Origin of the sequence: Sphingomonas sp. 1F27F7B (assembly GCF_005503355.1) — a bacterium.
Classification (GTDB): domain Bacteria; phylum Pseudomonadota; class Alphaproteobacteria; order Sphingomonadales; family Sphingomonadaceae; genus Sphingomonas.
On sequence record NZ_SCMK01000030.1, the window covers coordinates 1 to 25,213 of the forward strand.

Sequence of the window (25,213 nt, forward strand, 5' to 3'; positions counted from 1 at the left end):
GGCAATCCGCCGCCCACGAACGCGCAACAGGATCTCGCCGCCAAAGACCTCGCCGCCGCTCAGATGGCTCGGGGAACGGCTCGGATCGGCGCCCAGGCCGGTCATTCAGCCGCTATTGGCTTGACCCCGGCTGGGGGCGGGCCCAGCCCACGGACACCGCGCAATCGATGCCGCTACCCGCAAGCCTGCTGAGCGCACGCTATGCCAACAGATTGAACTTGATGCGATTTCCTCGTCTAATTCCGGGTGGCTCCTACGATCTCGCGATCGACCTCGGCACAGTCAACACCGTCATCTACCTGAAGGATCGTGGCATCGTGCTCAACGAGCCCTCGGTCGTTGCCATGGAAACGATCAGCGGCCTTTCTCGCGTGCGCGCGGTCGGTGCGGAAGCGAAACTGATGCTAGGGAAGACCCCCGACAACATCCGTACGATCCGGCCGATGCGCGACGGCGTGATCGCGGATCTGGAAGTCGCGGAGCAGATGATCAAATATTTCATCGACAAGGTACGCGGTGGCGCGAGACGGCTCGGCCGCCGTCCCGAAGTCGCCATCAGTGTCCCCAGCAGCGCGACACAGGTCGAACGGCGCGCGATCCAGCAAGCAGGCACCAATGCGGGTGCCGGCAAGGTATATCTCATCGAGGAATCCATGGCCGCGGCCATCGGTGCGGGTTTGCCAGTGACCGAGCCGGTCGGTGCCATGGTCGTGGATATCGGCGGGGGGACCACCGAGGTCGCCGTCCTTTCACTCAATGGCCTTGCCTACAGCGCCTCCGTCCGGGTTGGCGGCGACCGGATGGACGAGGCGATCGCCTCGTCCATCCGCCGCAAACACAATCTCATGATAGGGGAGGCCACCGCCGAGCATATCAAGGTCGAGATGGGCACCGCCCAGGTTCCGGAAGACGGGATCGGCCTGATCCGGAAGGTGAGGGGAAGAGACCTGGTCAAGGGGATGCCTTCGGAAGTGGAAGTCAACCAGACCGAGATCGCGCATGCGCTCGCGGAGCTTACCGCCCAGATCGTCGAGGTGGTGCACACCGCCCTGGAGAAGACCGAACCCGAGCTGGCCGCCGACATCTATGACCAGGGCATTGTGATGACCGGAGGTGGCAGCCTGCTCTCGCATCTGGATGATGTCTTGTCGAAGGCGACCGGACTGCCGGTCATGGTCGCGGAGAATGCGTTGATGTGCGTGGCGACGGGCGCCGGACGCGCGCTCGAGGATCCGATGTATCGCGGGGCAATGTCGGCCAGCTGAGATGCCTCGCCCGGAACTCGGAACGGAGCCGGATTTGACGGCTTTGCGCCCCTTCGGCCCACGGGTCGCTGCTTGATTAGCCCCGCAACCGGATGGAGTGCTGGGCTGGGAAATCGAGGATCGCGGACAATATGCCATGGGACGGGCCCCGCATATTAGGACGCCGTCTCCTCCGCTTGCCACGCGCTGAGCCCCTGCAGCGCTGCGAGGTGCATCGAGCGGCCGATCTCGATCACGCGATCGCGCCAGGCTGGGGCGGCCGGGTCGTACGCCGCCCGCAGTCTTGCCCGCAGCCGGGAGCGGAGACCGGCATCGTCGGATTCGATCCCCAGCCTTAGCCAGCGGTCGATCATCACGGCTTCGAATGCCTCGAAGTTCGAGACGGTGCCGATCTCGATCGGCGCCCCGGTGATCTCGATATGCGGAGCCAGCTTGCGTAAGCCAGGCAGCAGCAGGCCGGACCAATCCGGCGTTTCGCCGGATTCGAACGCGTCGTCCTCGGATTGCAGTTGCTGATCGGCCCACCAATCCGCCATCCGGGCCCGCGCTGCGCTGCCCGGCGCATCGAGCGCGACGACCAGCGGCCGACCATAGTCGCCGAAGCCGGTGTGCCATTCGAGATAGGCCATGCGGCGGCAGGCGGAGAGTTCGGACGCGATGATCCGTTCGAACACTCGGCGCGATGGCGAAGGGCAGGCTCCGCCGAAACCAAGGCCATCGGGATGGCTGTGCTGCCCTCCGGTAAAGGCGGTCAGTGCACGCGCCGCGCCGAGCTCATGGCTGAGCGACTGGAACAGCGCCGCGACTCGTTCCGGCAGGCCGTCGTCCCATCGGTCCGGGCAGACGATGTCGTGAATTCGCGCATAGTCGGGATTTGGTCTTGGCGGGGCATCGAAATCGCCGAAATTGCGCGAGAGATCGACATTGTCGGCGTCGACGCGATGGCCGTGCGAAAGCCCCCAGGGATTGAGCGCGTGGACCATCAGAATGTTGCGATCATCGCCAAGATCGCCGGGATCGAGCGCTGCGGCAAAGGCTCGCTGCGCGGCGGACCCGGCGTGCCCCTCCGCGCCATGAACGCCGGAGATCGAGAACAGGGTGTTCGGCGCACCGGCCGGGCCGATCACCGCCCAGTCGATCGTCAGCAGCTCGCCCAGCGCGCCCTTGCCGGGAACGGGTACGGATCCGAGGCGGCCGCCCAATGCCGTCACCGCCGCGCGAAAGGAGTCACGGGCTTGCGCGTAGCTTTCGGCGAACATCAGCGGTCCGGCGCGCGCCGGTCGGCGGCGAACAGGGGCAGGGTGAACAGGAAGCTCAGCAGGTAGAGGCCCGCCGCGAGGAAACCGATCATGTGTGCGCCATGACTGGCCAGGGTCGCGCCGATCGCCGGACCGATGGCCGAGCCCAGCGCGAGCAGGGCGGCGCCCATGCTGCTCCACCGGCCGCTGCGGTCGAGCCGCGCGAGCGCGCCGAGGATGAAGGGAAGCCCGAAGAACCAGGCGGTCTTCACGATCACCGCGCCCGCGACATAGGCCGCCATCATCGGTATCGCGAGCAGCAGCGCCGAGACGATCAGGCCGGCGAAGGCGAGGGCATTGGGCCCGCGCTGGCCGAAGCGGTGCCCGGCGGTCATCGACAGGATCGCGCCGGCGATCGCGCCCAGCACCGAGATGCCGAGCAGCACGCCCACCTGGCTGCGGTCGAGGCCAACTGCCAATCCCATCCGCTCCTGGAACGACCAGAGCGTGGTGTGGCCGGCATAGAGGCAGAGCAGCGCCAGCGCGCCGCAGATGGCGGGACGGTTGAGCGTCCAGCCGCTTCCTGCCGGCGCGCTGCGCGCCTCCTGCGCCACGGGCGGCGCCGGTGGAATCGCCCGCGTGCAGGCGAGGCCGATCAGCGCAACCCCGGCCAGAACGGCGACGATGCCGGCGAGGCCGAAATTCTGGGCGATCCACCCCGACAGGGCCAACAGCACCGCGGCATAGGTCAGGTTGACGAAGGTCGCGATCGCCCAGACGCGCTGCGGATCGGCGCGGCCGGCATAGGCGGCGAACACGGTCGACGCGGTGAACCCCATCGCCAGACCGAACGCACCGCGGATCGCCAGCAGCGGCACGAAGCCGCCCGCTCTGGCTGTCAGCAGGCTGGTAACGATCATTACCACGAGGCCGATCGCGGCGAGCATTGGCCGCGGTGCGCGGTGCAGCACCAGATAGAAGAGCAGCAATCCCAACGCATAGGCGCCGTTCTCCGCGGCGAGCGCGAGGCTGGCCTGCGACGCGGTGAGGCGAAGCTCGTCGATGAACAGGCCGAGCATCACTGGGCTCAAGGTGGCGCTGGTCATCGCGCCGGTGCCGATGACGATCAGCGCGGCCAGCGTCGTCCGCGATTCCCGTTGCAAATCAGCCTGCATGGTTGATCGCCTGTGGTGTGGTGAAGGCGGTGATGCCGGCAAGCCCGCCCTCAATCCCGAAGCCGGATTGCTTGCGCGGTTCGAACGGGGTGCCGAAAGCCAGGCCCGGCCGGGCCGCGGGCGCGGCGATCACGTCGACCGATCCCGTGGAGAGGCCGGCGACGACGCGATCGGCGGCGTCGCGGTCCGCCCCCCAGATGGTCGCGCCGAGGCCATAGGGGCTGTCGTCCGCCAGCCGGATGGCCTCGTCCAGATCGCCATATTCCTGCACCGCCAGCAACGGGCCGAAAATCTCCTGCTGAACCAGCGCCCCGTCCTGCGGAGCGCCGAGCGCCAGCTCCGGCGCGGCGTAGAAGCCGTCTGCGCCGGGCACGGCCGACAATGGCACGACCTGCGCCGTCCGCCGCGCGATCTCGCGATAGCCCTGTACCGTCTCATATTGTCGGCCGCTGGCGAGCGGCCCAAGCCGTGTCGCCGTGTCGCGCGGATCGCCGACCGGCCAGTCCGCCGCGGCTGCGCGAAGCCCCTCGACCGCTGCGTCGAGCCCACCCTTCGGCACCAGCAGCCGGGTGCGCGCCGCGCACCATTGCCCGCTGTTCCAGAAGGCGGCGTGGAACACGCCGGGCCAGATTTCGGGCTGCTCGATCATGTCGGGCAGCACCAGCTGGGGCGACTTGCCGCCGCATTCCATCGTCACCGGCTTGATCGACCGCGATGCCGAGGCCCGGATGACCGCCTGGCCGGTGCGGGTCGAGCCGGTGAAGGCGAGCATGTCGATGCCCGGATGCGCCGCGAGCGCCGCTCCGGCGGCGTGTCCGCTGCCCGGGACCATGTTGAGAACGCCCGGCGGCAGGCCCGCATCGCTCGCCAGCCGGGCGAGCAGGATCGCGGATCGCGGCGACAGCTCCGACGGCTTGAGCACGAGCGTGTTGCCCGCCGCCAGGATCGGCACCGCGCGGATCAGCACGTTGGCGGTGGGGAAATTCCACGGCGTGATCGCCCCGACCACGCCGCGTGGGCGCCGCACCGCGCCCTCGGAGCGCGCGTCGAGTGCCGGGATCAGGCTGGCATAATAGCCGATCAGCAACGGCCCCTGCGCGACCAGCGATCGGGCGTCGGCGATCGGCCGGCCGACCTCGAGCGTCTCCAGCCAGGCCAGCTGCTCGACTTCTTCGGCGATGCGCGCGGCCCAGGCGAGCAGCAGCGCGGCGCGGTCGCCGCCGCTGATCCGCCCCCACTCGCGTTGGAACGCCGATCGCGCGCTGGCCACGGCGGCGTCCACCGCCTCCTCGCCGCCTTCGTCGAATCCGCCCCAGGTGTCACCGGTCGCCGGATTGACGCTGGCGATCGGCTCTCCCCCGGACTTCCGGGTCTCGCCGTGGATCCAGGCATGGCCCAGCGCCTCCGGCAAAGGGGTATCCCATGCGGGGAGGGCGACGGCCGGAGAATTCATGGAAGCGTTCCGATCAGGTCTGCGGCCTTGTCGCCGATCATCATGGCGGCGGCCTGGGTGTTCCCGCTGATATGGCGGGGCATGATGGATGCATCGGCGACGAACAGTCCCGTAACGCCGCGAACCTTGAGCGCGGGATCGACCACCGACGCGGTGTCGGATCCCATCCGGCAGGTGCCGACAGGGTGATAGATTGGTGCCGCGACGCTGCGGATCTGGTGCTCGGCATCTCCGGCATCGAGGTCGGGCCAGCCGATCCGTTCCACGACATAGTCGCGGAAGGCCGGGGCATCGATGATCCGGCCGCACAGCTCGACCCCGCGCCGCAGCGCCGCCACATCCTCTGGCGCATCGAGCAGCCTGGGAAAGATCAGCGGCGCGGCGGCGGGATCGCCGCTCGCCAGATCGATCCGGCCCCGGCTTTGCGGATGGTTGACGCTGGCGACGACGCTGACCATCGGGAAAGGTGCCAGCTCGCCCCCGACGCGGCCGAACGGGGTGAGGTGGATCTGGACATCCGGCGAGTGCAGGCCGGGCAGGGTCCGGGCGAAGCCGACCGCCTGTGCGGTGGGATTGGCGGCCGGCCCCTTGCCCACCAGCCATTGCAGCATCGCGCGCGCCATCCCGGCGGGATTGACCTGCTGGTTGAGCGTAGGGACGTTGACCTTGAGTCCCATCCAGATGCCGGCATGTTCCATCAGGTTTCGGCCGACCTCGGGCGCATCGGCGACCACCGGGATGCCGAGTTCGCGCAACCGGGCGGCCGGGCCGACGCCCGACAGCATCAGCAGTTGCGGCGTGTGGATCGTCCCGCCCGACAGGATCACGCCGCGGCGTGCGGTGACCGTGCGGACCATGCCGTCCTGCTCGAACTCGACCCCGGTTGCGTGGCCATCCTCGAAGATCACCCGCCGCGCCCGCGCACCCTGAAGCATCCGCGTCGTGCCGTTGGCGATCGCCGGCTTGAGGAAGGCAGTGAAGCTGTCGTGCCGGCGGCCGTTACGCGCCGAACTCTGCACATAGCCGATGCCGTCCTGCCGCTCGCCGTTGACGTCGGGATTGAACGGCAGCCCGGCTTCCGCCGCCGCCGCGATGAAACGCGGCGTGAGCGCATGGACATGGGGCAGGGGAGAGACGCGGAGCGGCCCGGTGGCGCCGCGAACTTGGGATTCGCCATCGGTGCTCGTCTCGAGCCGCCGGAAATAGGGCAGCACGTCGCGATAGCCCCAGCCGATCGCTCCGAGATCGCGCCACGCGTCGAAATCCCCGGGCGCGCCGCGCACGAAGATCATCCCGTTGATCCGCGTGCTGCCGCCCGGCCCAAGCCCGCGCGGCCAATCCTCGACCCGGTCGAGCCGGGTGGGATCGGGCTGCGACACCAGCTTCCAGTCGTAGAAGGGGTGACCGTTGGTGTGAATCGTCGCGGCGGGAATCGTTTCGATCCGCAGCCGCCCGGCGCGCCCGGCTTCAAGCACCGCGACACGGACGCCGGGCATCGCCGCCAGCCGTCCGGCGACCGCACAGCCGCTCGCGCCGGCGCCGACCACGACATAGTCGAACGTCTCGATGGCGCCGCCGCTCATGCCGCGCTGCACCCCGCACCGAGCTTGAGTTCGACCATCTTGAGGAAGAAGCTCGCCCCGATCGGCAGCAGCCGGTCTTCGAAATCATAGTCGGGGCTGTGCAGCATCGGCGTGTCGTCGGCGACGCGCGTGCCGAGCAGCACATAGGCGCCGGGCAGCCGCTCGAGCATGTACGCGAAGTCCTCCGACCCGGTGACCGGCGGCATGTCGCGGGTCACCGCATCGGCGCCGAGGATCGCTTCCAGCGCACCGGCCGCGGCCCCGGCCTCGCGGGCGTCGTTGACCGTGGGCGGGAAGAGGAGTTCGAACCGCACGTCGCAGGCCACGCCGTGCGCCGCCTCGATCCCCGTGCAGCACCGGCGAAGCTCCGCTTCCAGCGCCTGCATCGTCGCCGGTGCGAAGGCGCGCGCGGTGCCGGTCAGGGTGACGCTGTCGGGCACCACGTTGAACGCGTCGCCGCCGTTGATCGAGCCGACTGTCATCACCGCCATGCCGCTGGCCGGGATCCGGCGGGCCGGGATGGCTTCGATCAGGGCGACGAGCGCTGCCGCGGCCGATACGGGGCTGGCGGTGAGGTAGGGGGTCGCGGCATGGCCGCCATGCCCGCGCACCGCGATGACGAACCGTGCCGCGCCGGCGCAGGCCGGGCCCGAATGCACCGCGGCGGTGCCGAGCCGCAGCGGCGGCGCGTTGTGCAGCGCGAACACCGTGTCGCAGGGGAATCGCTCGAACAGGCCGTCGGCGATCATTGTGCGCGCGCCGCCAAGGCCCTCCTCGGCAGGCTGGAAGATGAGGTTGACCGTTCCGGCGAAATCGCGCTGCTTCGCGAGGACGCATGCCGCGCCGAGCAGCATCGCGGTATGGCCGTCATGCCCGCAGGCGTGCATCAGGCCAGGCCGCTCCGAACGGTACGGCGCCTGCCCTTGTTCCTCGATCGGGAGCGCATCCATGTCGGCGCGCAGCCCGATTGCCGGGCCGGGCCCGCCGTCACCGTAGATCACGCCGACCACTCCGGTACCGCCGAGGCCGACATGCGTTTCGATGCCCCAGCCGCGCAGCCGCTCGGCGACGAAGGCCGATGTCTCGACTTCCTCGAACCCCAGTTCGGGGTGCTGGTGAAACCGCCGCCGCCACGCCGTCATCTCGGCGACGAGCGGGACGATCTCTCGATCCAGGGTGATGGCCGGATTCATCGGGGCTCCAGTGATCGGACGTCCGCTGACACGAACGAAGGGCACGACCCTAGCCGCTTGAGCCGGCGCGATGCTTATGCCGGCGGCAGACGGATTATGCCGTGTGCACTATTTGCGTGGCGGCACCGCGCGCGATCGACGGGCTCATCCCGAAATAGGCCTTGTAGGCGAGCGAGAAGTTGCTGAGATGGCCATAGCCGCAGCGTTCGGCGATCTCGCTGATCGACAGCGTGTCCTGGCCCAGCAGGATGCGCGCGCTTTCCATCCGTTCCTTCTGCAGCGTCTGGCCGATGGTCTCGCCATAATAGGCGCGGAATGCAGTGTTGAGCCGCGTGCGGTTGGTGCCGACCGCACGGGCCAGCTCGGCGATGCCGAGCGGCTGGTCGAGATGCTCGGCGATGATCGTGCGGACCTGGCGTACCCGGCGCACCTCGCGCTCGGTCAGCCCGTGGTCGTCGGCACGCTTGAACTGGCTGATGAAGAAATCGAGCAGCAGACAGGTCAGCTCGTCGATCTTGGCGCGCCTGAAGCGCTCCTGTGTCCATGGCGACCGGCGCGGATCGAGGATGTCGGCGGCGCACAGCGCGGCGGCGCGCGGGAGCCGGTAGCGCTGGAACAGCAGGCGTTGTGCCAGATAGTCGCTGGCCTCGCGCACCTCCGGCCCCTCGTCCTCGAAACCGGCGATGCGGCCGTTGCCGAGGCGCGGGAAGAACAGGGTGACCGAGCGCTCCTGGGTATCGTCGAGGATGATCTGGCGCTTGACCACGCCGGCCGGCTGGTGCGCGATCACGAGGCATTCGCCAGCGATGTCCGCGGTCGGCGCATCATTGAACCGATATTCGCCGGCGCCGGTCAGCTGCACCTTGAACGTCAAGCGGTCGTCGCCGACCAGCTGCTCGTCGATCCGGCCGCGTGCGCGGCCGTCGATCACCACGCCGCTGATCGCGTCGTCGTGACGGAACGGCTCGTAGCGCCCGTTCACATAGAGCGGGACCTTCCCGTGTTGTTGTCGTGGTCCGTGCGGGTCTGCTGTCGCCATGGAATGTTGCCCCGACTAGCAATGTGCGAACACCCAGCTTCGCACGGAAGCCGGTCCATGCCAAATCGCTCGCACCGGCGCGCCGCCGCTGCTGCGGTCGATTTTCTGCGCACGGCATAAACGACCCGCAGCTGCGCATAATGACGTCGCGTCGAAAGGCGTGGATGAGTGAGTGCGTTGAATTCCCATGACGGCGGCGCGACCCCCAATCAGGCGCGGCGCATGGTGCCGGCGGCATCCGCATGGGGTGGGAGGACAGGTTAGAATGCGACATCATCTCTGCGGCACCGCCCTGACGGCACTCGCGCTGGCGACGAGCGCCGCGCCGGCCCTGGCTCAGATCCAAGCTCCGGTCGCGGCATCGCCTCAGGCGGAAGAGGATGCGCCCGCGACCGAGATCATGGTGACGGCCCGCAAGCGCAACGAGCGCCTGCAGGACGCGCCGATGTCGATCTCCGCCTTCTCCGAAACCGACCTGCGCGAGGGCAACGCCCGCGACTTCAAGGACGTGCTGCGCAAGGTGCCCGGCGTGTCCTTCTCCGGTGCCGAGCTGGGCCAGAGCCGCTACAGCATCCGCGGCGTCAGCACCACGTCGCCCAGCCCGACGGTCGGCATCTATCTCGACGACATCTCGCTGCTCGGCGCGACCAATGCCTTCAGCGGCGCGGCCGATCCGGTATTCTTCGATTTCAGCCGGGTCGAGATCCTCAAGGGGCCACAGGGCACGCTCTATGGCGGCAGTGCGATGGGCGGCGCGATCAAATATGTCAGCCACGCGCCCGAGCCGGGGGCGACCACGCTCGACACCGCGGCGGGGATCGCCACCACGGCGCATGGCGGCCTGTCCTACAATGGCGAGGGGGTGCTCAACCTGCCGCTGTCCGACCAATTCACCCTGCGCGCCGGCGCGCTCTATCGTCGCAACGCCGGCTATGTGGACAATGTCGCCAACGGCAGCGTCGTCGACGTGCGCACCAGCACCACGGCCCCGCCGGCCGCGCTGACGCCGCTCGCGCGGCCATCGCTGAGCACGCGCGCCGTCGAGGACCAGAATTCCGACCATGTCCTGGCGGTCAAGGCAGCGCTGCTGTGGCAGCCCGACGCCACGCTCGACATCACGCCATCGCTGTTCCGCCAGGCCTATCGCCAGAAGAACACCGGCGCCTTCTTCACCAACCTGCCCGGGCTGCAGAGCTCGTTCCGGCTCGAGCAGCCGACCGATGACGATCTCGGCGTCTATTCGCTCGACATCGTCAAGCGGTTCGGCAGTGTCGATGTCACTTCGCTCACCGCCTATGTCGACCGCTCGGTGCGGTTCGACCGCGACTATTCCTTCTATATCGCGACGCTGGTTCCCCCGCTGTTCGCCGTCAATTCGCCCAACGCTTCCAACAGCAGCACCCGGACGTTCAGCCAGGAGCTGCGCGCGGCTTCGGCCGACCCCGCGGCGCGGCTGCGTTGGACTGCCGGGCTCTACTACGCGCACCAGCGCGACGAGCTCGACCAGACGGTCAATTCGATCGGGGTTGGCGCGCTGCTCGGGCTCGGCACCGACACGGTCTATCACGGCAATAGCGTGAGCAAGCTGCGGCAGTACGCCGCCTTCGCCGCGCTGACCTATGAGATCCTGCCACGCCTCGAAGCCACCGCCGGGCTGCGCTATTTCAACATCAAGCAGACGATCGGCACCCGCGGGAACGGCGTGCTCAACGGCGGAAACACCCAAGGCAATGCCGAGACGCGCGAAAGCGGAGTCAACCCCAAGATCGAGCTCGCCTATCGCGCCGCCCGTGACAATCTGGTCTATGCCAGCGCGGCCAAGGGTTTCCGTCCCGGCGGCGGCAATCCCTTCGCAGTGGCGCCCGGGTTATGCCAGGCCGACCTCACCAATCTCGGTCTCAGCGCGGTGCCGGTCGCCTTCAGGTCGGATCGGCTGTGGACCTACGAGATCGGCAGCAAGAACCAGTTCCTCGGCCGCCGCCTGACCGTGAACGGCGCCGCGTTCTACACCGACTGGAAGAACATTCAGCAAAACGTCTTCCTGCCCGGGTGCGGCTTCTCGTTCAGCGGCAATGTCGGCGGCGCCGAAATCAAAGGTGCCGAGCTGAGCGCTCAGCTTGCCACCGGCGGCCTGACGCTCGGCGCCGCGGCGAGCTATACCGATGCCAAGATCTCCAAGAGCGCGCCCGGGGTGTCGGCCGCGGTGGGGCAGCCGGTGCTCGACACGCCGAAATGGATCGCCAACGCCAACATCGCCTATCGCGTCGCGCTTGGTGGCGGGATGACTGCGACGGCGCGCGCCGACTATCAGTATCGCAGCTCGAGCCTCAGGATGTTCGAGAACAGCTTCACCGTCGTCACCCCGGCGGGGCCGGTGTCCGCGCCCAATCCCACGCAGCGGCAGCACGCCTATGACGTCGTCAATCTCGGTCTGACCGTCGATACCGGAACGTGGCAGGTCGATCTCTATGTCAACAACCTGACGGACGAGAGGCCGCTGCTCGACCACAATGTCGTCAGCGGGATGCAGGCCGCGGTCACGCTGCGGCCAAGGACGGTCGGTCTCGGCCTTCGTCGGCAATTCTGAGTGCGGCGGCGGGGAGTCTGGAAGAAGGCGGCGCTGCTTGCCTTCATGGGGACGGGCGCGCTCGGCCTGCTGGGCGTGTTCGGCATCGGCCCGGCGGCGACACTGGTCGCGATCTTCGAATCCCCCTCCGGGCCCTTCGATCCCGCCCGCGCCCCGCCTGCGCCCGACTATGCTCATTCGGACGCGTGGCTGGCCTTTCCCGGGCACAACGGGCTCGAGCGCTCGACGCCGCCGGGGATGACGGCGATCGACGAAGCGAAGGCGCCGGCCGACGTCTTCTTCATCCATCCGACGACCTATCAGCGAAGCAATGTGTGGAACGTCGCCTATGATCATGCGTCCGAATTCGATCCCGCGGTCCTGCTCGGCCAAGCCAGCGTGTTCAACGGCTGCTGCCGCATCTTCGCGCCGCATTATCGCCAGGCTTCGCTGCGTGCGCTGGATCGCAGCCGGGATGCGGTGGCGCTGGCCTATGGCGACGTTGCGCAGGCCTTCCGCCATTTCATCGAGCACGAGAATCGCGGCCGCCCGTTCCTGATCGCCGCGCACAGCCAGGGTGCGATGCACGCGGTTCGGCTGCTTCAGGCGGAGATCCTGGGCACACCGCTCCAGTCGCGGCTGGTCGCCGCGTACGTCATCGGCGCCTACGCGCCGTCCGACTTCGGCACGATCGGCCTCCCGGTCTGCGATGGTGCCCGGCAGGTTGGTTGCATCCTTTCCTGGAACACGAGTCAGTCGGGCCGCACCGGGGCGTTCCAGCTGATCCGGGACAAGACCTATTGGTGGCGCGGCGGCGAGAAGAACACGGGGCAGCCGCCGGCGATCTGCGTCAATCCGCTCACCTGGCGCCGCGAGGGCGCCGCACCCGCGACCGACAATCCCGGGAGCTTGCCCTTTCCCACCGGCAAGGCCAGCGAACCGGGCAGAACCCTCGCTGCGCTGACTCCGCATCTGACCGGCGCGGTGTGCGACGAGGGGCTGTTGAAGGTCGATATCGCCTGGTCGGCGCCAAGCGGCTTCCGTGACTCCTTGAGCCTGATCTACGGCAGCTATCATCTCGGCGACTACGGCATCTTCTATGCCGCGATCCGGCGCAATGCGCGTGAGCGGGTGCAGGCCTGGACAGCGGAAGCCAGTGAACGCGGGTCCGGTGGCCCGCGATCACCCGAGCAAGCGATCCCGATCATGAATTGAAGCGATGAGGAGCGGAGGGGAGGTTCTTGCTTGAAACGAGCCAAGCGGCCCTACTGGTTCCGACGCGTTCCTGGGGCTCGCCCCCGTCGCTTCGTGTGCCTCGGGCCTTGGCGGCAGCGTCCGATACGGTTCGGCCCTGACGGCGACGCCGCGCGGATCAGGCTCAACTCAGCGCGTGACATTCTCCAGTTTCGCGAGCTCCGCTCGTGCCCTGGCTGCCGTCAGCGGAAAATAGCCGGAGTAGCGCACCCGTTCCTGGCCTTCGCGGCTGAGGATGTAGCGGAGAAACGCAGCGACCTGCGGTGCAATCCGGCCGGGTGCCAGGCGGATGTACATGTATCGGGTCAGCGGATAGCGACCAGTTGACGCGTTGACGGCATCAAGGGGGACGGCAATGCCGTCGGCGCCCGCGACCGGCAGGGCCCGCAGCCCGGGGGCGCCTTCCTCCAGCCCGCCGAAACCGATCGCAGCCGGGTCGCCGGTCAGGGCCTTGGCCGTATCGGCGATCGGCGCCTCGACGACGGCGGGGTTCCATGCGCTTCCAGCCAGCACCTTGATCTGCATCGACATCGCATTGGGAGCGATCCGCGGAGGAATGCGGATCGTGATCGGCCGATCCGCCCATTCGCCCGTCAGGCCCAACTGGCCCCAGCGCGTGATCGTCGGATTCTCGCGGAGGATGGCGCGGAGTTGATCGAGGCGGATGCTGCCAAGCGGGTTTGACGGATGGACGAAGATCGCCTGGGCGCTCGTGCGCTGCGGGGTGTTGAAGCCGCCACGCGCCACGGCAATCTCGACCGGATGCCCGGTCCCCTCGGCAAAGGCGGCACGCCATTGTGCGAGTTCGGCCGGCCATAGCTCGCGTCCCATCGGCGCGATGTCGGTTTCGCCGACCAGCAGCGCGTGAAAGCCGTTGAGCGTCCCGAAATGCTCCCACCGCGCACCGCGCCGCATTCCCGGCTGGAGTATTTCGAAGCGGCACATCCAGCTATCCAGCAGTGCCTTCATCCCGTCGCTGCCCACGCTGCGGATGCTGCCCGACAATCCAGGTGCCGGCCGGTAGGGCGCCAGGGCCGGATCGAGCGGCGCGGCGAACCCGCGCAGCTTCGCGCGCTCGGTTTCGATCAACGCGGGCTCGAGCGCGGCAAAGCCCGGAGCATTCGCGATCGCGCGTTGCCCTTCCATGGACAGCGCAAGTTCGACGAAGCGATGCACGCGGCCCGGAAGCGGCGAGTCCGGGCGCTTGTTTACCGCGATCCAGGCGGGGCGGCCGCCGACGGACCCGATGCGGATCATCAGCGGCCGCTTCATCATGTCGCCGCGGAACTGGTGATCATAGGGCGCGACCTCGGTAGGAGCGAAGTCGCGCGCGACCGGCGCCATGTCGGCGAGTTCGAAAATCAGCGTTCCCGCCGCCGTCGCGTCGGAGCGGTGCGACCAGCGCAGCGGCGCTGCGGCTTGCGGATACCGGGATCGGTGAAGCGCGAGCAGCCCGTCCATCGCCCGTGCCATCGCGCCGTCACCCTGACTGCTCGGTATGCGATCCTGCAATTGATCGGCGGCGCATTCGGGTTGGGCGTCGGCCATGGCGGGCGGCGAAGCCAGGAACATGGCGAGGGCAGCGGGCAGGGCGGAAGGGCGCATGATAGCTCCACGAACAGATGTGCGAGACTGTCCCCTCGCCATGCGCTCCGGGCAATCCGGCGGATGTCGGAAGCCGCCGATGCATCGAGGATCGCGCGACGGATGCAAGATCGAGCCAGGAGGGTTCTGCGGGCGTGGTTCGATGGCCCGAACAAGGAGCGGCGGCGGCATTTTGCTGCGTCCGGCGGATAGTTGCGCGCGCGTCGGTCCGGCATCCGCCGGATTGCCGCTGACGGAGGCCAAACGGAAAATCCCCGAACTCAAATCCGGGAGCTTCCATGCGCCTATTCCCACTCTTTGCGGTCCTCTGCGCGGCGCTGGCTGGATGCCGGAGTGCGCCGGACTCCACCGGGAACGCGTCAGAGGCTGCGCGCGCGACCTCGTTCCAGATCGACCGGATCCATCTGCCGGGGGAAGGCCGGGGCGACTATATTCTCGCCGACCCCGACGCGCGCCGCCTCTACGTCACGCACGGGCCGGTCGTTCACATCCTCGATCTCGACAGGCTGGCACCGATCGCCCGAGTTACGGGATTCAAGAAGGCGCACGGCGTCGCGCTGTCGCATGGCAAGGGCTATGCGAGCGATGGCGACGGCAACCGGGTGCTTGTGTTCGATCCGGTCAACGGACGGGTTCTCAAGACGATCAACGCCGGCGGAAATCCAGACAGCATCCTGACCGATCCCGCTTCATCCAAGGTTTTCGTGTTCAACGGTGCGAGCAAGGACGCGACCGTCATCGACCCGGCGACCGACACGATCGCGAAGGTCATTCCGATCGGCGACAAGCCCGAATTCTCGCAGGCCGACGGCAAGGGCAGGATCTGGGTCAATCTCGAGGAATCCGCGGCGATCGCGGAGATCGATACCAAGAGCTTGACGGTGGTACGCAGGATCGCACTGCCGGATTGCGAGGGGCCCGCCGCGCTGGGCTTCGATCCCGCGAAGCGGCGTCTGTTCTCCACGTGCGGCAACGGGATGCTGAAGGTCGTCGATGCCGATAGCGGCCGGGTGGCCGCCGAACTCCCCGTGGGCGAGGATCCGGACGGCATCGCCTTCGATCCCGAGCGCGAGCGCCTCTATGTCGCCAATCGTGACGGTGGCTGGACGATCGTCGTGCGGACCGGCGACGACCGGTATCAGGTGGAGCAGAGGCTTGCGATCGATGCCTATGCGAAGACAGCCGCCTACGATCCCAAGACGCACCGGGTATTCAGTTCCACCGCCGATCTCGTCTGGCCGAAGGCGGTTCCGGGCAAGCGTCTGCTGCCCGATGCGAGGCCGGGTTCATTCCGGCTGATCGTGGTTTCCGAGAAATAACAAGGGCCTGGGGCGGCGCGCACCCAGCCGCGGCACCATCGGGCTCTCCTGAGGGGGGATATGAATATGATGTTGTCGATCCTGGCGTTCGGGATGGTCGTGGCTTTCATGACATTGATCATGACCAAGCGCGTGTCCGCGCTGATGGCGCTGATCCTGGTGCCGCTGCTTTTCGCGCTGCTCGCAACTCCCCTCACCGGCATCGATCCCGCGGGGCTGGGAAAGATGATGATGGCCGGCGTAAGGGAGCTTGCTCCGACCGGAGTGATGCTGGTCTTCGCGATCCTCTATTTTGGCTTGATGATCGACGTCGGCCTGTTCGATTCCCTCATCAAGGCGATCGTGCGCATCGTCGATGGCGATCCCGTCAAGATCCTCATCGGTACGGCGGTGCTCGCCTTGGTCGTATCGCTCGATGGGGACGGTGCGACCACCTACATGATTACGACCGCGGCCATGCTGCCGCTCTATCGTCACATGAAGATGGATGTCCGCATGATGGCGTGCATCATCATCATGGCCGGCGCGGTGATGAACGTGCTGCCCTGGGGCGGACCGACCGCGCGGGTGGTCAGCGCATTGAAGCTCGACGCCGCGGAGGTGTTCGTGCCGTTGATCGGGCCGATGATCCTTACGGCCCTGTGGGTGATCTTCGTCGCGTGGCGCTTCGGCGTCCGGGAACGCGCGCGGCTGGCGAAGCTGCCCGCGGATGCCGTGGACGAGCATGCGAGCGCGGTCGAGATCCTCGCCGAGGACAAGGACAGCCATGTCGAAGCGCGCCGGCCCGGGCTCATCTGGTTCAACTTTCTCCTCACCGCCGCACTCATGGCCGGGCTCGTCCTCGAGGTGATGCCGCTGGCGATCCTCTTCATGCTGGCTTTCGCAGTGGCGATGTCGGTGAACTATCCACGGCTGCAGGATCAGCGCGAACGCTTCTCCGCGCACGCCGGGAATGCGCTCGCCGTCGGGGGGCTCATCTTCGCGGCGGGCATCTTCACCGGCATCCTGTCTGGCACGAAGATGGTCGATGCGATGGCAGCTACCGTTACCGATGCGATTCCGCCGGCTTGGGGCCCCTATATGGCGCCGATCGCGGCGGCACTCAGCGCGCCCTTCACCTTCTTCATTTCCAACGACGCATTCTATTTCGGCATGCTGCCGATCCTGGCCGAAACCGGGAGCCACTACGGATTGAGCGCAGCGGAGATTGGGCGCGCGTCGCTGGTAGGGCAGCAGGTACATCTGCTCAGCCCACTCGTCGCCTCCACCTACCTGCTCGTCGGGTTCTCGGGAATCGAGTTCGGCGAGCACCAGCGCTTCACCCTGAAGTGGGCGGTCGGTTCGTTTTTCGTCTTCTTCCTGGCTTCGGTCGCACTCGGTGTTTTCCCATTCGCCGCGCACGTCTGAGAACGGCGACAGGCTCGTGACAGCTAACGGTCGATAGTATTTCATCAGGAGAGGCCGGTCCTCGAGAATCGGCCCTTTGCAGTGGAGAGGGCTTGCCCATGGGGGGGATTCGCGCGCCTCGCGGCGTCTGGAAAATCGCTTGTCGTTTCTGGTTGGCGTTGGTCGGATTGGTCATTGCGGCATCGCCGGTCGTTGCCAACAAGGTGCCTGCGCCCGCCAGGCTGCGCGTCGAGCGGCTTACGCTGATCGTACCGGCTGCGGTGGGAGGGGGCTGGGACCTCACCGCGAAGGCGATGAAGGTCGCTCTGGAAGACGAAGGGCTGGTCGGTGCGGTCAATATCGTCCGCTATCCAGGTGCAGGCGGGCTTGTGGGCCTCACGCAGTTCGTCAACCGCCATCGCGGATCCGGCGATGTCCTGCTGGTCGGTGGGCTTGTCCTGATGGGATCCTCGATCCGCGACGAGTCCGCGATCACGCTGCGCGACGTCACGCCGGTGGCGCGGCTTACCGGCGATTGGGGCATGCTGGTCACCAGCACCATCTCGCCGATCCAGTCGGTCCGCGACATCGTCGAGACGATGCGGGAGCGCGCCGACGGGATTCGTTGGGCCGGCGGCGCGCTGGGCGGTCCGGACCAGGGGCTGGTATGGCGTATCGCGCAGAAGACAGGTGCCTCGATCGACGAGATTCCCTATTATGGCCGCGCCGGTGGCCGGCGTGTCGCGGACGCGCTGAGCGAAGGGCGTACCGATATCGGCCTGAGCGGCTACTCCGAATTCGCGCCGTTCCTCACCGACGGGCGGTTGCGGGTTCTCGCCGTGGCGTCTCCGGAGCGGATTCCGGGCATCGATGCACCCACGCTGCGCGAGAGCGGGATCGACGTGACGATGATGAACTGGCGCGGTGTCTTCATGGCCCCGGGGGTCAGCGCCGAGCAGCAGGACCAGTTGTCGGCATTGATCGGGGCGATGGCGACCAGCGCGAGCTGGCACAAGCTCCTCCGGCAGAATCGTTGGACCGACACCTATCTCGGCAGTGAAGGCTTCTCGCAGTTCATCGAGCGCGAGCAAGCGCGTTGGCAGGAGATCATCAACCCGCCGGAGCGCGAGAATGCAGTAAAGGTGCCGCCACCCAGCATGCGGGTAGGGGCGATAACCGCGGTGATCGCGCTGCTTGTATTCGCTATCGCCTCGGTGGCCGCTGCGGTGCTCGCCTGGCGACTGCATCGCCGCCGCCAGTTCGCCACCCTGCTCGAGCGGCGCTGCCAGGAGCTTGCACAGCAGCTCGACAATGGCAATTTCGACGCGAGCAAGCTTGTGAAGGACGGCATCGACAACGATTTCGGTGAATGGAACCTCTCGCATGCGGAGGCTGACATCGCCTGGTTCATGCTCCGCGGCCTTCCGCTTCGCGAGATTGCCGCGCTGCGCGGAACCAGCGAGCGCACCGTACGGCAACAGGCTCAGGCAATCTATCGCAAGGCGGGGCTGGAGGGGCGTTCGGATCTGGCCGGTCGCGTGCTCGAACGCTTCATCTAGGTCGCTAGGCGGATGCGTTGCGCCATCGGACGGATCGATTCCGTGCGTCGTTCGCGCAGGATGGCCGCATGTTGAAACCCGAACTCCACGCCGGATCGCGCCCGGTGCGCGGCCGTAATGGGCGGGTGCCGCTGAGCGTCCTGGGGCTGGGAGGAATCGCTGTTGCGCTGTGCGCGCTCGCGGGTGGTCTCTGGGCCGCACCGATATCCTATCATGCTTCGGGGCCAGCAATGGAAGGCGAGCTCAGGATCGTCGGATCGCGGGCCACCGCCGAGCCCGTCAGGCGATGGGCAGCGATCTTCAATCGCGAGCATCCGGACGTGCGGCTTTCGGTCAATCTGTCCGGCAGCGGCACAGTCGTCGATGCGATGGCGGAAGGGCGTGCGGACCTCGCACCGCTGGTGCGCCCGCTAAAGGTGAGCGAGCGCGCGCTGGCCAGGGGGGCCGGAATCCGGCCGCGTGCCGTCACCGTCGGCATTCACAAGGAAGGCATGTGGCCCGACCAGCCCCTCTATCTCTACCTGAAGGGCGACGAGGCCAATTTCATTGCCGTCGAGTTTGTCCGCGTCGCGCTGAGCGAAGAGGGCCAGGCTGCCCTCAGTGGCAGCTACGCGCCGGTTCCCGAGGAAATTCGCACGAACGCCGACGACGTTGCCGGATCAAGTGCAAGGGCATCCACCACGCCGTGGTGGGGCGACCTACGGGGAGAGGATTGATGCGCTTCAACGGGGCAGGGAGCTTGGCCATGGCCAGCGTGGCACTGATCGCGCTGGCATCGGAAGGCGCGCGGGCGCAAGGACACGCGCCGGCTGCCGATGCGCCGCCGATAAGGGCCGGGACCACCCATTGGGCATTGCCCACCGCCGAACCGGTCTTCCCGCAAACCGACGAACAGAAGCAGAAGGCGATGCGGGAAGGCCGGATCCTGCCGGCTCCCGAAGCGCTGTGGCCGCGGCTGGATACGGGGCTGGCCTCCTATACGCCTGCCAAGGGGCTGAAGATCCACGCGACCTATCGCGCCGGGTCATCGGATGTGTTGCCGGGCCTGGTCGAAGCCTGGGTGGCGGCGTTCCGCAAATATCACCCGGGTTTCAAGCTGAAGATCGAGCGCCCGCTTGCGGGAAGCCTCGGGGCGATCGAGCTGATCAAGGGCAATCTCGACCTCGTCTTCGTCTCGCGCGAGTTGAAGCCCACCGATATCGCCACCTTCCGTGACCGGTTCGGTTATGAACCCTTCTCCGTGCCGATCTCGGGCGGGAGCTGGCGCCATTTCGGCTTTCTCGATTCGCTGGCCTTCATGGTCCATCCGGACAATCCGATCCGGCAGCTCGATTTCGCACAGCTCGATGCCGCATTCTCCTCGACCCGTCATCGCGGGGGCAAGGAGATCAGGACCTGGGGCGATCTCGGCCTCGCCGGGGAATGGGCCGACAAGCCGGTCCATCTCTACGGCATCAAGCCGTGGAACGGGTTCGAGGAATTCGTCCGTCAACGCGTCCTGTCGGTCCCTGGCAAGCGCGGGGAGTGGAACGACCACGTCACCTTCGACGCAACCTTCTTCGTAGTGGCGCGACGAGTAGCCGCGGACCCCTATGCGCTGGGCTATACCGGTATGTCGGCGATCGATTCCGAGGTGAAGATCCTGCCGGTCGGCGTCGATGGCGGTCCCGCCCTTTCGCCCAGCTACGAGAATGTCGCGACTGCCGATTATCCCCTGTCGCGCCTGATCTACCTGAATACCAACGCGCCGGCAGGCAAGCCGCTCGATCCGGTGTTGGGGGAGTTTCTGCGCTTCATCCTGAGCCGCGAGGGCCAGAAGGTCGTGCTGCGTCAGGGCATCTATCTGCCGCTGCGCGCGAAACAGGTCTCGGCCAGCCGGGCGTATATGAATGCGCCTCGCTGACTGCGACAGGCCCCTTCCCGGTGGGGACCGGGAAGGGGCCGAGCAGCCCTACATTGGTTTGTAGGTCAGCACCGCGAAGCTGTTGGGATGGAAATAGGGTGCGGGTGTCGCGCCCTTGTCGTCCGGGCCTGGGAAAGTCGCGTCGGCGTTGACGAGGTAGAGGCGCCCGTCCCGCTCGTCGATCGCCATGGTGCGGGCTTGCGGGCGGGTCTGGACGTTGCCGAGCAGGCGATAGCTGTCGGGCCCATCCTGCTGGATCACGGTCAGGCTCGCATTGCCGCCGTTGGAGGTGACGATGCGGTGGCGCTTCTCGTCCACCGCCATTCCGTCGATACCGTTGCCGATCGGGATCTTCGCCAGTTGCCTGCCGGTATCGGGGTCGAGCGCGATGAACACCGGCTTGTCACCGCGGCAGCCGATCAACACCCGATTGGTGCTGGGCTGATACTCCACCGCTACCACCTGGACGCAGTCTATCTGCCAGCGTGCCTGTTCCTCGAGCGTTTCGGCATCGAGCCGCATCAGGATGTTGTCGTAGCGCGCGGGCGCGTAGAGATGGCCCTTTCCGTCGGGCGAGGGGTCGTCCATCTTTCTGAACGGGAAGACAGTCTTGCCCAGCGGTCTTCCGGTCGCGGCATCGAGCGTGAACCAGGCGGATTCGGTTTGACGGGCACTGACCACGGCATGGATGCGCTTGGTCGCGGGATCGTGAACCACGCCGTTCAGTCCGCCGTCCTCGGCCAACCTTATCCGTTCGATCACCGCCAGGGTCTTGAGATCGAAGCTCAGCAGCGAGCCGTCGGTCATGGCGACATAGCCACGATTATATTGCGGCAAGAGCAGGGGACCATTGGCGCCGGCCGAGTTCGCGACCGTGCCGATCACCTTCCTCCTATCGACGTCATAGACGGTCAGGCCGTCCTTGCGCCGCGCGATGAACAGGCGTGAGCCATGGGGATCGAGGCGGATATAGTCCCAGTCCGTATCGGTGCTGGGCAGCATTTGCGCTGTGTCCAGCGAATATAGCGGCGTGGGGTTCGGCGCGGTTTGGGCCGAAGCCGGCAGCGCGAGGGCAGTCGCTGCGAATGCGGCGAGGCCGGTACGAAATCGCATGGTCGGAATCCTCATCCTTGGCGCGCGGACCGCGATCGGGCCGCACTGGGGCTTCGACGACAGCGCGTCGCGTTTCCGATCACAATCATACCCTTGCACCAATCCGTCCGTCGGAAGACGGATGCAGCATTGGCCCGGCGTCCGGCACAACGGACGCATGAAGATACCCCGCCTCCTCGCCCTGATCGGCTTGTCGTTGCTCGCCGCCGGCCCGGCTTCGCAGGAACTGGTTCCGCCCGACGCACGCTATCTGACGCCGGAAGGCAAGGTGCGGGTGGTCGGCTACAACGACATGGACGAGATGCTCGTCCCCTTGGCCCGCATGTTCGAGGCGCGCCACCCGGGCATCCGCTTCGAGCTGATCCTCAAGGGAACACGCACCGCACCTGCTCCCCTGATGGACGGCACCTCCGCCTTCGCGCCAATGGGCGCAGAGTTCGAGCCCGGCGATCTGGCGAACTGGCGTCGCGTCCACCGCTTCGATCCCGTGCCGGTTCCGATCGCGCACGATTCCCTGACCTCCGGGGCGCTCTCTTCGCCGACGGGAATATTCGTCCATGAAAGCAAGGCGGTGCATGGCCTCTCGGTCGCGGCGCTTCGTCGGATCATGGCGCCGCGGCCGGATGAGCGACGGATCCGCTTCTGGCGTGCGCTCGGCGTGGCCGGTCCGGAAGGAGATCGTCCGATCCGAGTGATCGGGCTCGCTCCGGACACTGCAATCGGCGCGCTGATGCTGCGGCGTATGGAGGCCCTGCGCTATGTTCCGGGCTTCGACGGACGGCCCCAATCGCGCGAGGTCGCCGCCGCGGTGGCCCATGATCGCGACGCGATCGGTATCGCCAACCTCAATCATGCGCGGCCGGGAATCCGGGCATTGCGGATCATGGATCGGACGGGTCGGGAGACCATGGGCAATGCCGCGGGAATCCGGTCCGGACACTATGCCTTCGACCGCCACCTTCTCATCTATGTCCGGCGCGATTCGCATGGCCGGATCGAGCAGCTGGCGCGTGCCTTTCTCGGTCTGGCGCTATCCCCCGAAGGGCAGAAGACCATCGCCGCCGGCCGGCGCGGATATCTCTCCCTCAACGCCCGAGAGGTAAGAAAGGCTCGTAAGTCCATAGGCTTGCCCCATTGACCCATCCGCCGCCGCACCTCTCAGTCATTTAGCGGATGGACCATGAAAGCGCGATCGCGAGGATCGCACCGAGCGCAGACCGGCAGCCAATGCGGCGCGCTCTGACGACTTAGGGGGAGGCTAAATATGTCCAAATTCTCGATCGCCCGATCGACTCTCGCGACTCTGGGCGCCGCGTCGCTGGCCGCGATCGGCACTCCCGCCGCCGCTCAGGAGGCGGATCAGGAAACACCCGAGCAGGAGGCGCAGGAAGAGGCGCGGGAAATTGTCGTCACGGGCAAGTTCCAGGATACGGGCGCGCAAAGTGCGACCAAGCTGGATATCCCGGTGCTCGACACGCCCTTCAGCACGTCGAGCTACAACGAGAACTTCCTCGACGCGATCGCCACGACCAACGTTTCCGATACCTATCGCTACATGACCGGCATCCAGCGCGCGGGAAACACGAGCTACGACATCACGTTCCGCGGCTTCAAGACATCGGGCAACGATCGAAACGCCATCCTGACCGACGGCATGCCCGGCCTCTCCGTACGCTTCGGTTCGCCGCCGACCGTCGGCACTGACCATATCGAACTGGTCAAGGGGCCGATGTCGGTGCTCTACGGCCAGGCACAGCCGGGCGGCTTCATCAACATCATCACCAAGAAGCCCAGTGCTACGCCCCATTTTGCCGTGGAGGCGCGAAGCACGCTTGGCGCCGGCACCTATCGCCGGGCGAAAGGCGGCTTGTTCTCGTTCGATCTAACCGGTCCGGTGACCGCGGACGATTCCCTCACCGCCCGTGCGGTCGGCGAATTCGGATATGGCGAGAGCTTCCGCCGGGATGCGTACGAAACGCCGGTCTATTTCGCACCGAGCGTCGCGTGGAAGCCATGGGATCGCACCACGATCACGCTGCAGGGCGAATATCGCTACGTGAAGGCCCATTACGACACCTTCCTCGTCGCGCCGTTCCGCGATGCGAGCAGGGTCGCGTCGATCGACACGACTTATCAGGAACCGGACGATTACCTGGTGGAGAAGGGATGGATCGGCAACGCGTTCGTCCGCCACGCGTTCAGCGATGCGATCACGTTCAACGCCGGCTATCGTTGGGTGGATCATTTCGACACGCAGCGCAACTACGACGTTGTCGGTTTCCGTACTGCGGCCAACGACATGGTCACACGCCGTGCGCGCGGGCAGGAGAACCGCCGGACCTACAGCTTTTTCGACGCCAACCTCACCGCCAGGTTCGAAACTCTCGGGATCGGGCACATATTGCTGGTCGGCGCCAGCGGCGGCCAGGAGACCGCAAGCCTCAACCGCCTGCAATTCTACAATCTGACGGCCGCGGACGGGCAGGATGTGAGTCTGTACAATCCGGCGATCGGCCGCGCGCCCGCGCCATGGACGTTCCCGCTGTTCAACGCCGGCCAGGCGTCGAACCTGAACTGGCGCCATACCACCCAGAATTCACTCGGCTTCTATGCATCCGACCTGATGACGCTGACCGATTGGCTGAAGGTCCTGGCCGGGGTTCGCCACGCCGACGAGACGCAGACGATCGAGGACAAGCGCATCGCGACCTTCGTTCCGGTGAAGAAGAAGGACAAGAAGTGGCTGCCACTTGCCGGCATCCTGGTTCAGCCGACGAAGAACCTCACCCTCTACACCAGCTACAGCACCTCCTTCGTGCCGGTGGCCGCATCGTCGCAGGACAATTTCGGCCTGAACCCGTTCAAGCCGACCGAAGCGGAGTCGATCGAGGGCGGCGTGAAGGCCGAGATACTCGGGGGGCGTCTGAATCTGTCTGCCGCCTATTTCGACATCACCAAGAAGAATACGCTGAACACCTTCGTCTGCCTCACGGCTGCGCAACTCGCCGCGGCGGGCATCACGATCCCGCCGGGCGCCACCATCGCGGTCGGCACCTGCTCCAATCAACTCGGCGGCGAGCGATCGCGAGGGTATGAGATCGAGTTCAACGGATCGCCGCTCCCCGGCTGGCAGGTGACCGGCGGCTATGCGCACGTCAACGCCCGTGTCACCGCTTCGAACATACCCGTGCAGAATGGCGCACGTCTGACGAATGCTCCGGGCGATGCGTTCAACATGTGGTCACGCTACGACTTCAAGGACGGTCCGCTGTCGAACGTCGGTTTCGGCGTCGGCGTGTCCTATATCGGCAAGCGGGCCGGCCTGCTGCCGACAGTATCCGTGCCGGCCGGGGCACCCGCGGGCGGCACGCTGCCGCTGGACAGCTATGTGACGGTCGATTTCGGCATCTACTATTCGCCAAGCGACAAGATCGACCTGACGCTGAAGGCAACCAACCTGCTCGACGAGCGCTACATCGAAAGCGCGGGCTTCTCGGGCGACATCCAGCTGGTGCCGGGCACGCCTCGCCAGGTCGTGCTGATGGCGCGCATCAAACTCTGA

Annotated in this window: 18 protein-coding genes; 10 read left to right on the forward strand and 8 right to left on the reverse strand. The window is 66.8% G+C overall.

Features of this window, described 5'->3' with window-relative positions:
• The first annotated feature begins 218 nt into the window (after positions 1–218).
• Positions 219–1,265, forward strand: coding sequence for a rod shape-determining protein (locus tag FFS08_RS20600; RefSeq protein WP_502702064.1), 1,047 nt, complete (start codon positions 219–221; stop codon positions 1,263–1,265).
• A gap of 155 nt (positions 1,266–1,420) precedes the next feature.
• Here the strand turns inward: FFS08_RS20600 and FFS08_RS20605 are convergent, their stop codons facing one another.
• The 6 genes from FFS08_RS20605 to FFS08_RS20630 form a co-directional block, all read right to left on the reverse strand.
• Positions 1,421–2,524, reverse strand: a complete 1,104-nt coding sequence (locus FFS08_RS20605; protein ID WP_137864437.1) for a DUF2817 domain-containing protein — start codon at positions 2,522–2,524, stop codon at positions 1,421–1,423.
• Complete coding sequence (locus FFS08_RS20610) at positions 2,524–3,678, reverse strand: MFS transporter (protein WP_137864436.1); 1,155 nt, start codon at positions 3,676–3,678, stop codon at positions 2,524–2,526. Before FFS08_RS20610 ends, FFS08_RS20605 begins: the two co-directional genes overlap by 1 nt.
• Positions 3,668–5,131 carry an aldehyde dehydrogenase family protein gene (locus FFS08_RS20615; protein ID WP_137864435.1) on the reverse strand — a complete coding sequence of 488 codons (1,464 nt, stop codon included), beginning with the start codon at positions 5,129–5,131 and terminating at the stop codon, positions 3,668–3,670. The genes FFS08_RS20610 and FFS08_RS20615 overlap by 11 nt, the downstream gene beginning before the upstream one ends.
• A complete protein-coding gene (locus FFS08_RS20620) occupies positions 5,128–6,714 on the reverse strand; it encodes a GMC family oxidoreductase (protein ID WP_137864434.1) in 1,587 nt (528 codons plus the stop codon). The genes FFS08_RS20615 and FFS08_RS20620 overlap by 4 nt, the downstream gene beginning before the upstream one ends.
• Complete coding sequence (locus FFS08_RS20625; protein WP_171012740.1) at positions 6,711–7,907, reverse strand: amidohydrolase; 1,197 nt, start codon at positions 7,905–7,907, stop codon at positions 6,711–6,713. Before FFS08_RS20625 ends, FFS08_RS20620 begins: the two co-directional genes overlap by 4 nt.
• Before the next feature lie 94 nt (positions 7,908–8,001).
• Positions 8,002–8,946: a helix-turn-helix transcriptional regulator gene (locus FFS08_RS20630; protein ID WP_137864433.1), complete on the reverse strand. Its 945-nt coding sequence runs from the start codon at positions 8,944–8,946 to the stop codon at positions 8,002–8,004.
• A gap of 265 nt (positions 8,947–9,211) precedes the next feature.
• Between FFS08_RS20630 and FFS08_RS20635 the strand changes: the two genes are divergently transcribed.
• Together FFS08_RS20635 and FFS08_RS20640 are read left to right on the forward strand one after the other, a co-directional pair.
• Positions 9,212–11,533: a TonB-dependent receptor gene (locus tag FFS08_RS20635; RefSeq protein ID WP_171012741.1), complete on the forward strand. Its 2,322-nt coding sequence runs from the start codon at positions 9,212–9,214 to the stop codon at positions 11,531–11,533.
• A complete protein-coding gene (locus tag FFS08_RS20640) occupies positions 11,534–12,727 on the forward strand; it encodes a DUF3089 domain-containing protein (protein ID WP_137864431.1) in 1,194 nt (397 codons plus the stop codon). It begins immediately after the preceding gene.
• Between the two features lie 168 nt (positions 12,728–12,895).
• On the opposite strand, the gene FFS08_RS20645 is transcribed toward FFS08_RS20640, so the two are convergent.
• Positions 12,896–14,614, reverse strand: coding sequence for a PstS family phosphate ABC transporter substrate-binding protein (locus tag FFS08_RS20645; RefSeq protein ID WP_212742055.1), 1,719 nt, complete (start codon positions 14,612–14,614; stop codon positions 12,896–12,898).
• Positions 14,615–14,649: 35 nt separating this feature from the next.
• Between FFS08_RS20645 and FFS08_RS20650 the strand changes: the two genes are divergently transcribed.
• From FFS08_RS20650 to FFS08_RS20670, 5 genes are all read left to right on the forward strand, one after another.
• A complete protein-coding gene (locus tag FFS08_RS20650) occupies positions 14,650–15,690 on the forward strand; it encodes a YncE family protein (protein WP_137864430.1) in 1,041 nt (346 codons plus the stop codon).
• Positions 15,691–15,759: 69 nt separating this feature from the next.
• Positions 15,760–17,097, forward strand: a complete 1,338-nt coding sequence (locus tag FFS08_RS20655; RefSeq protein ID WP_137864440.1) for a CitMHS family transporter — start codon at positions 15,760–15,762, stop codon at positions 17,095–17,097.
• A 167-nt stretch (positions 17,098–17,264) separates the two neighbouring features.
• Positions 17,265–18,635, forward strand: a complete 1,371-nt coding sequence (locus tag FFS08_RS20660; protein ID WP_171012742.1) for a tripartite tricarboxylate transporter substrate-binding protein — start codon at positions 17,265–17,267, stop codon at positions 18,633–18,635.
• A gap of 230 nt (positions 18,636–18,865) precedes the next feature.
• Positions 18,866–19,351 carry a LysR substrate-binding domain-containing protein gene (locus FFS08_RS20665; protein ID WP_171015337.1) on the forward strand — a complete coding sequence of 162 codons (486 nt, stop codon included), beginning with the start codon at positions 18,866–18,868 and terminating at the stop codon, positions 19,349–19,351.
• Between the two features lie 29 nt (positions 19,352–19,380).
• Positions 19,381–20,538: a PstS family phosphate ABC transporter substrate-binding protein gene (locus FFS08_RS20670; RefSeq protein WP_212742056.1), complete on the forward strand. Its 1,158-nt coding sequence runs from the start codon at positions 19,381–19,383 to the stop codon at positions 20,536–20,538.
• 48 nt (positions 20,539–20,586) lie between these two features.
• Here FFS08_RS20670 and FFS08_RS20675 read toward each other — a convergent pair whose 3' ends face one another.
• On the reverse strand, positions 20,587–21,651 hold the full coding sequence (locus tag FFS08_RS20675; protein ID WP_137864426.1) for a YncE family protein: 1,065 nt from the start codon (positions 21,649–21,651) through the stop codon (positions 20,587–20,589).
• On the opposite strand from FFS08_RS20675, the gene FFS08_RS20680 reads away from it, so the two are divergent.
• Together FFS08_RS20680 and FFS08_RS20685 are read left to right on the forward strand one after the other, a co-directional pair.
• Positions 21,650–22,789 carry a PstS family phosphate ABC transporter substrate-binding protein gene (locus FFS08_RS20680; protein ID WP_137871855.1) on the forward strand — a complete coding sequence of 380 codons (1,140 nt, stop codon included), beginning with the start codon at positions 21,650–21,652 and terminating at the stop codon, positions 22,787–22,789. The two genes, FFS08_RS20675 and FFS08_RS20680, sit on opposite strands and share 2 nt — an antisense overlap.
• A 126-nt stretch (positions 22,790–22,915) precedes the next feature.
• Complete coding sequence (locus tag FFS08_RS20685) at positions 22,916–25,213, forward strand: TonB-dependent siderophore receptor (protein WP_137864424.1); 2,298 nt, start codon at positions 22,916–22,918, stop codon at positions 25,211–25,213.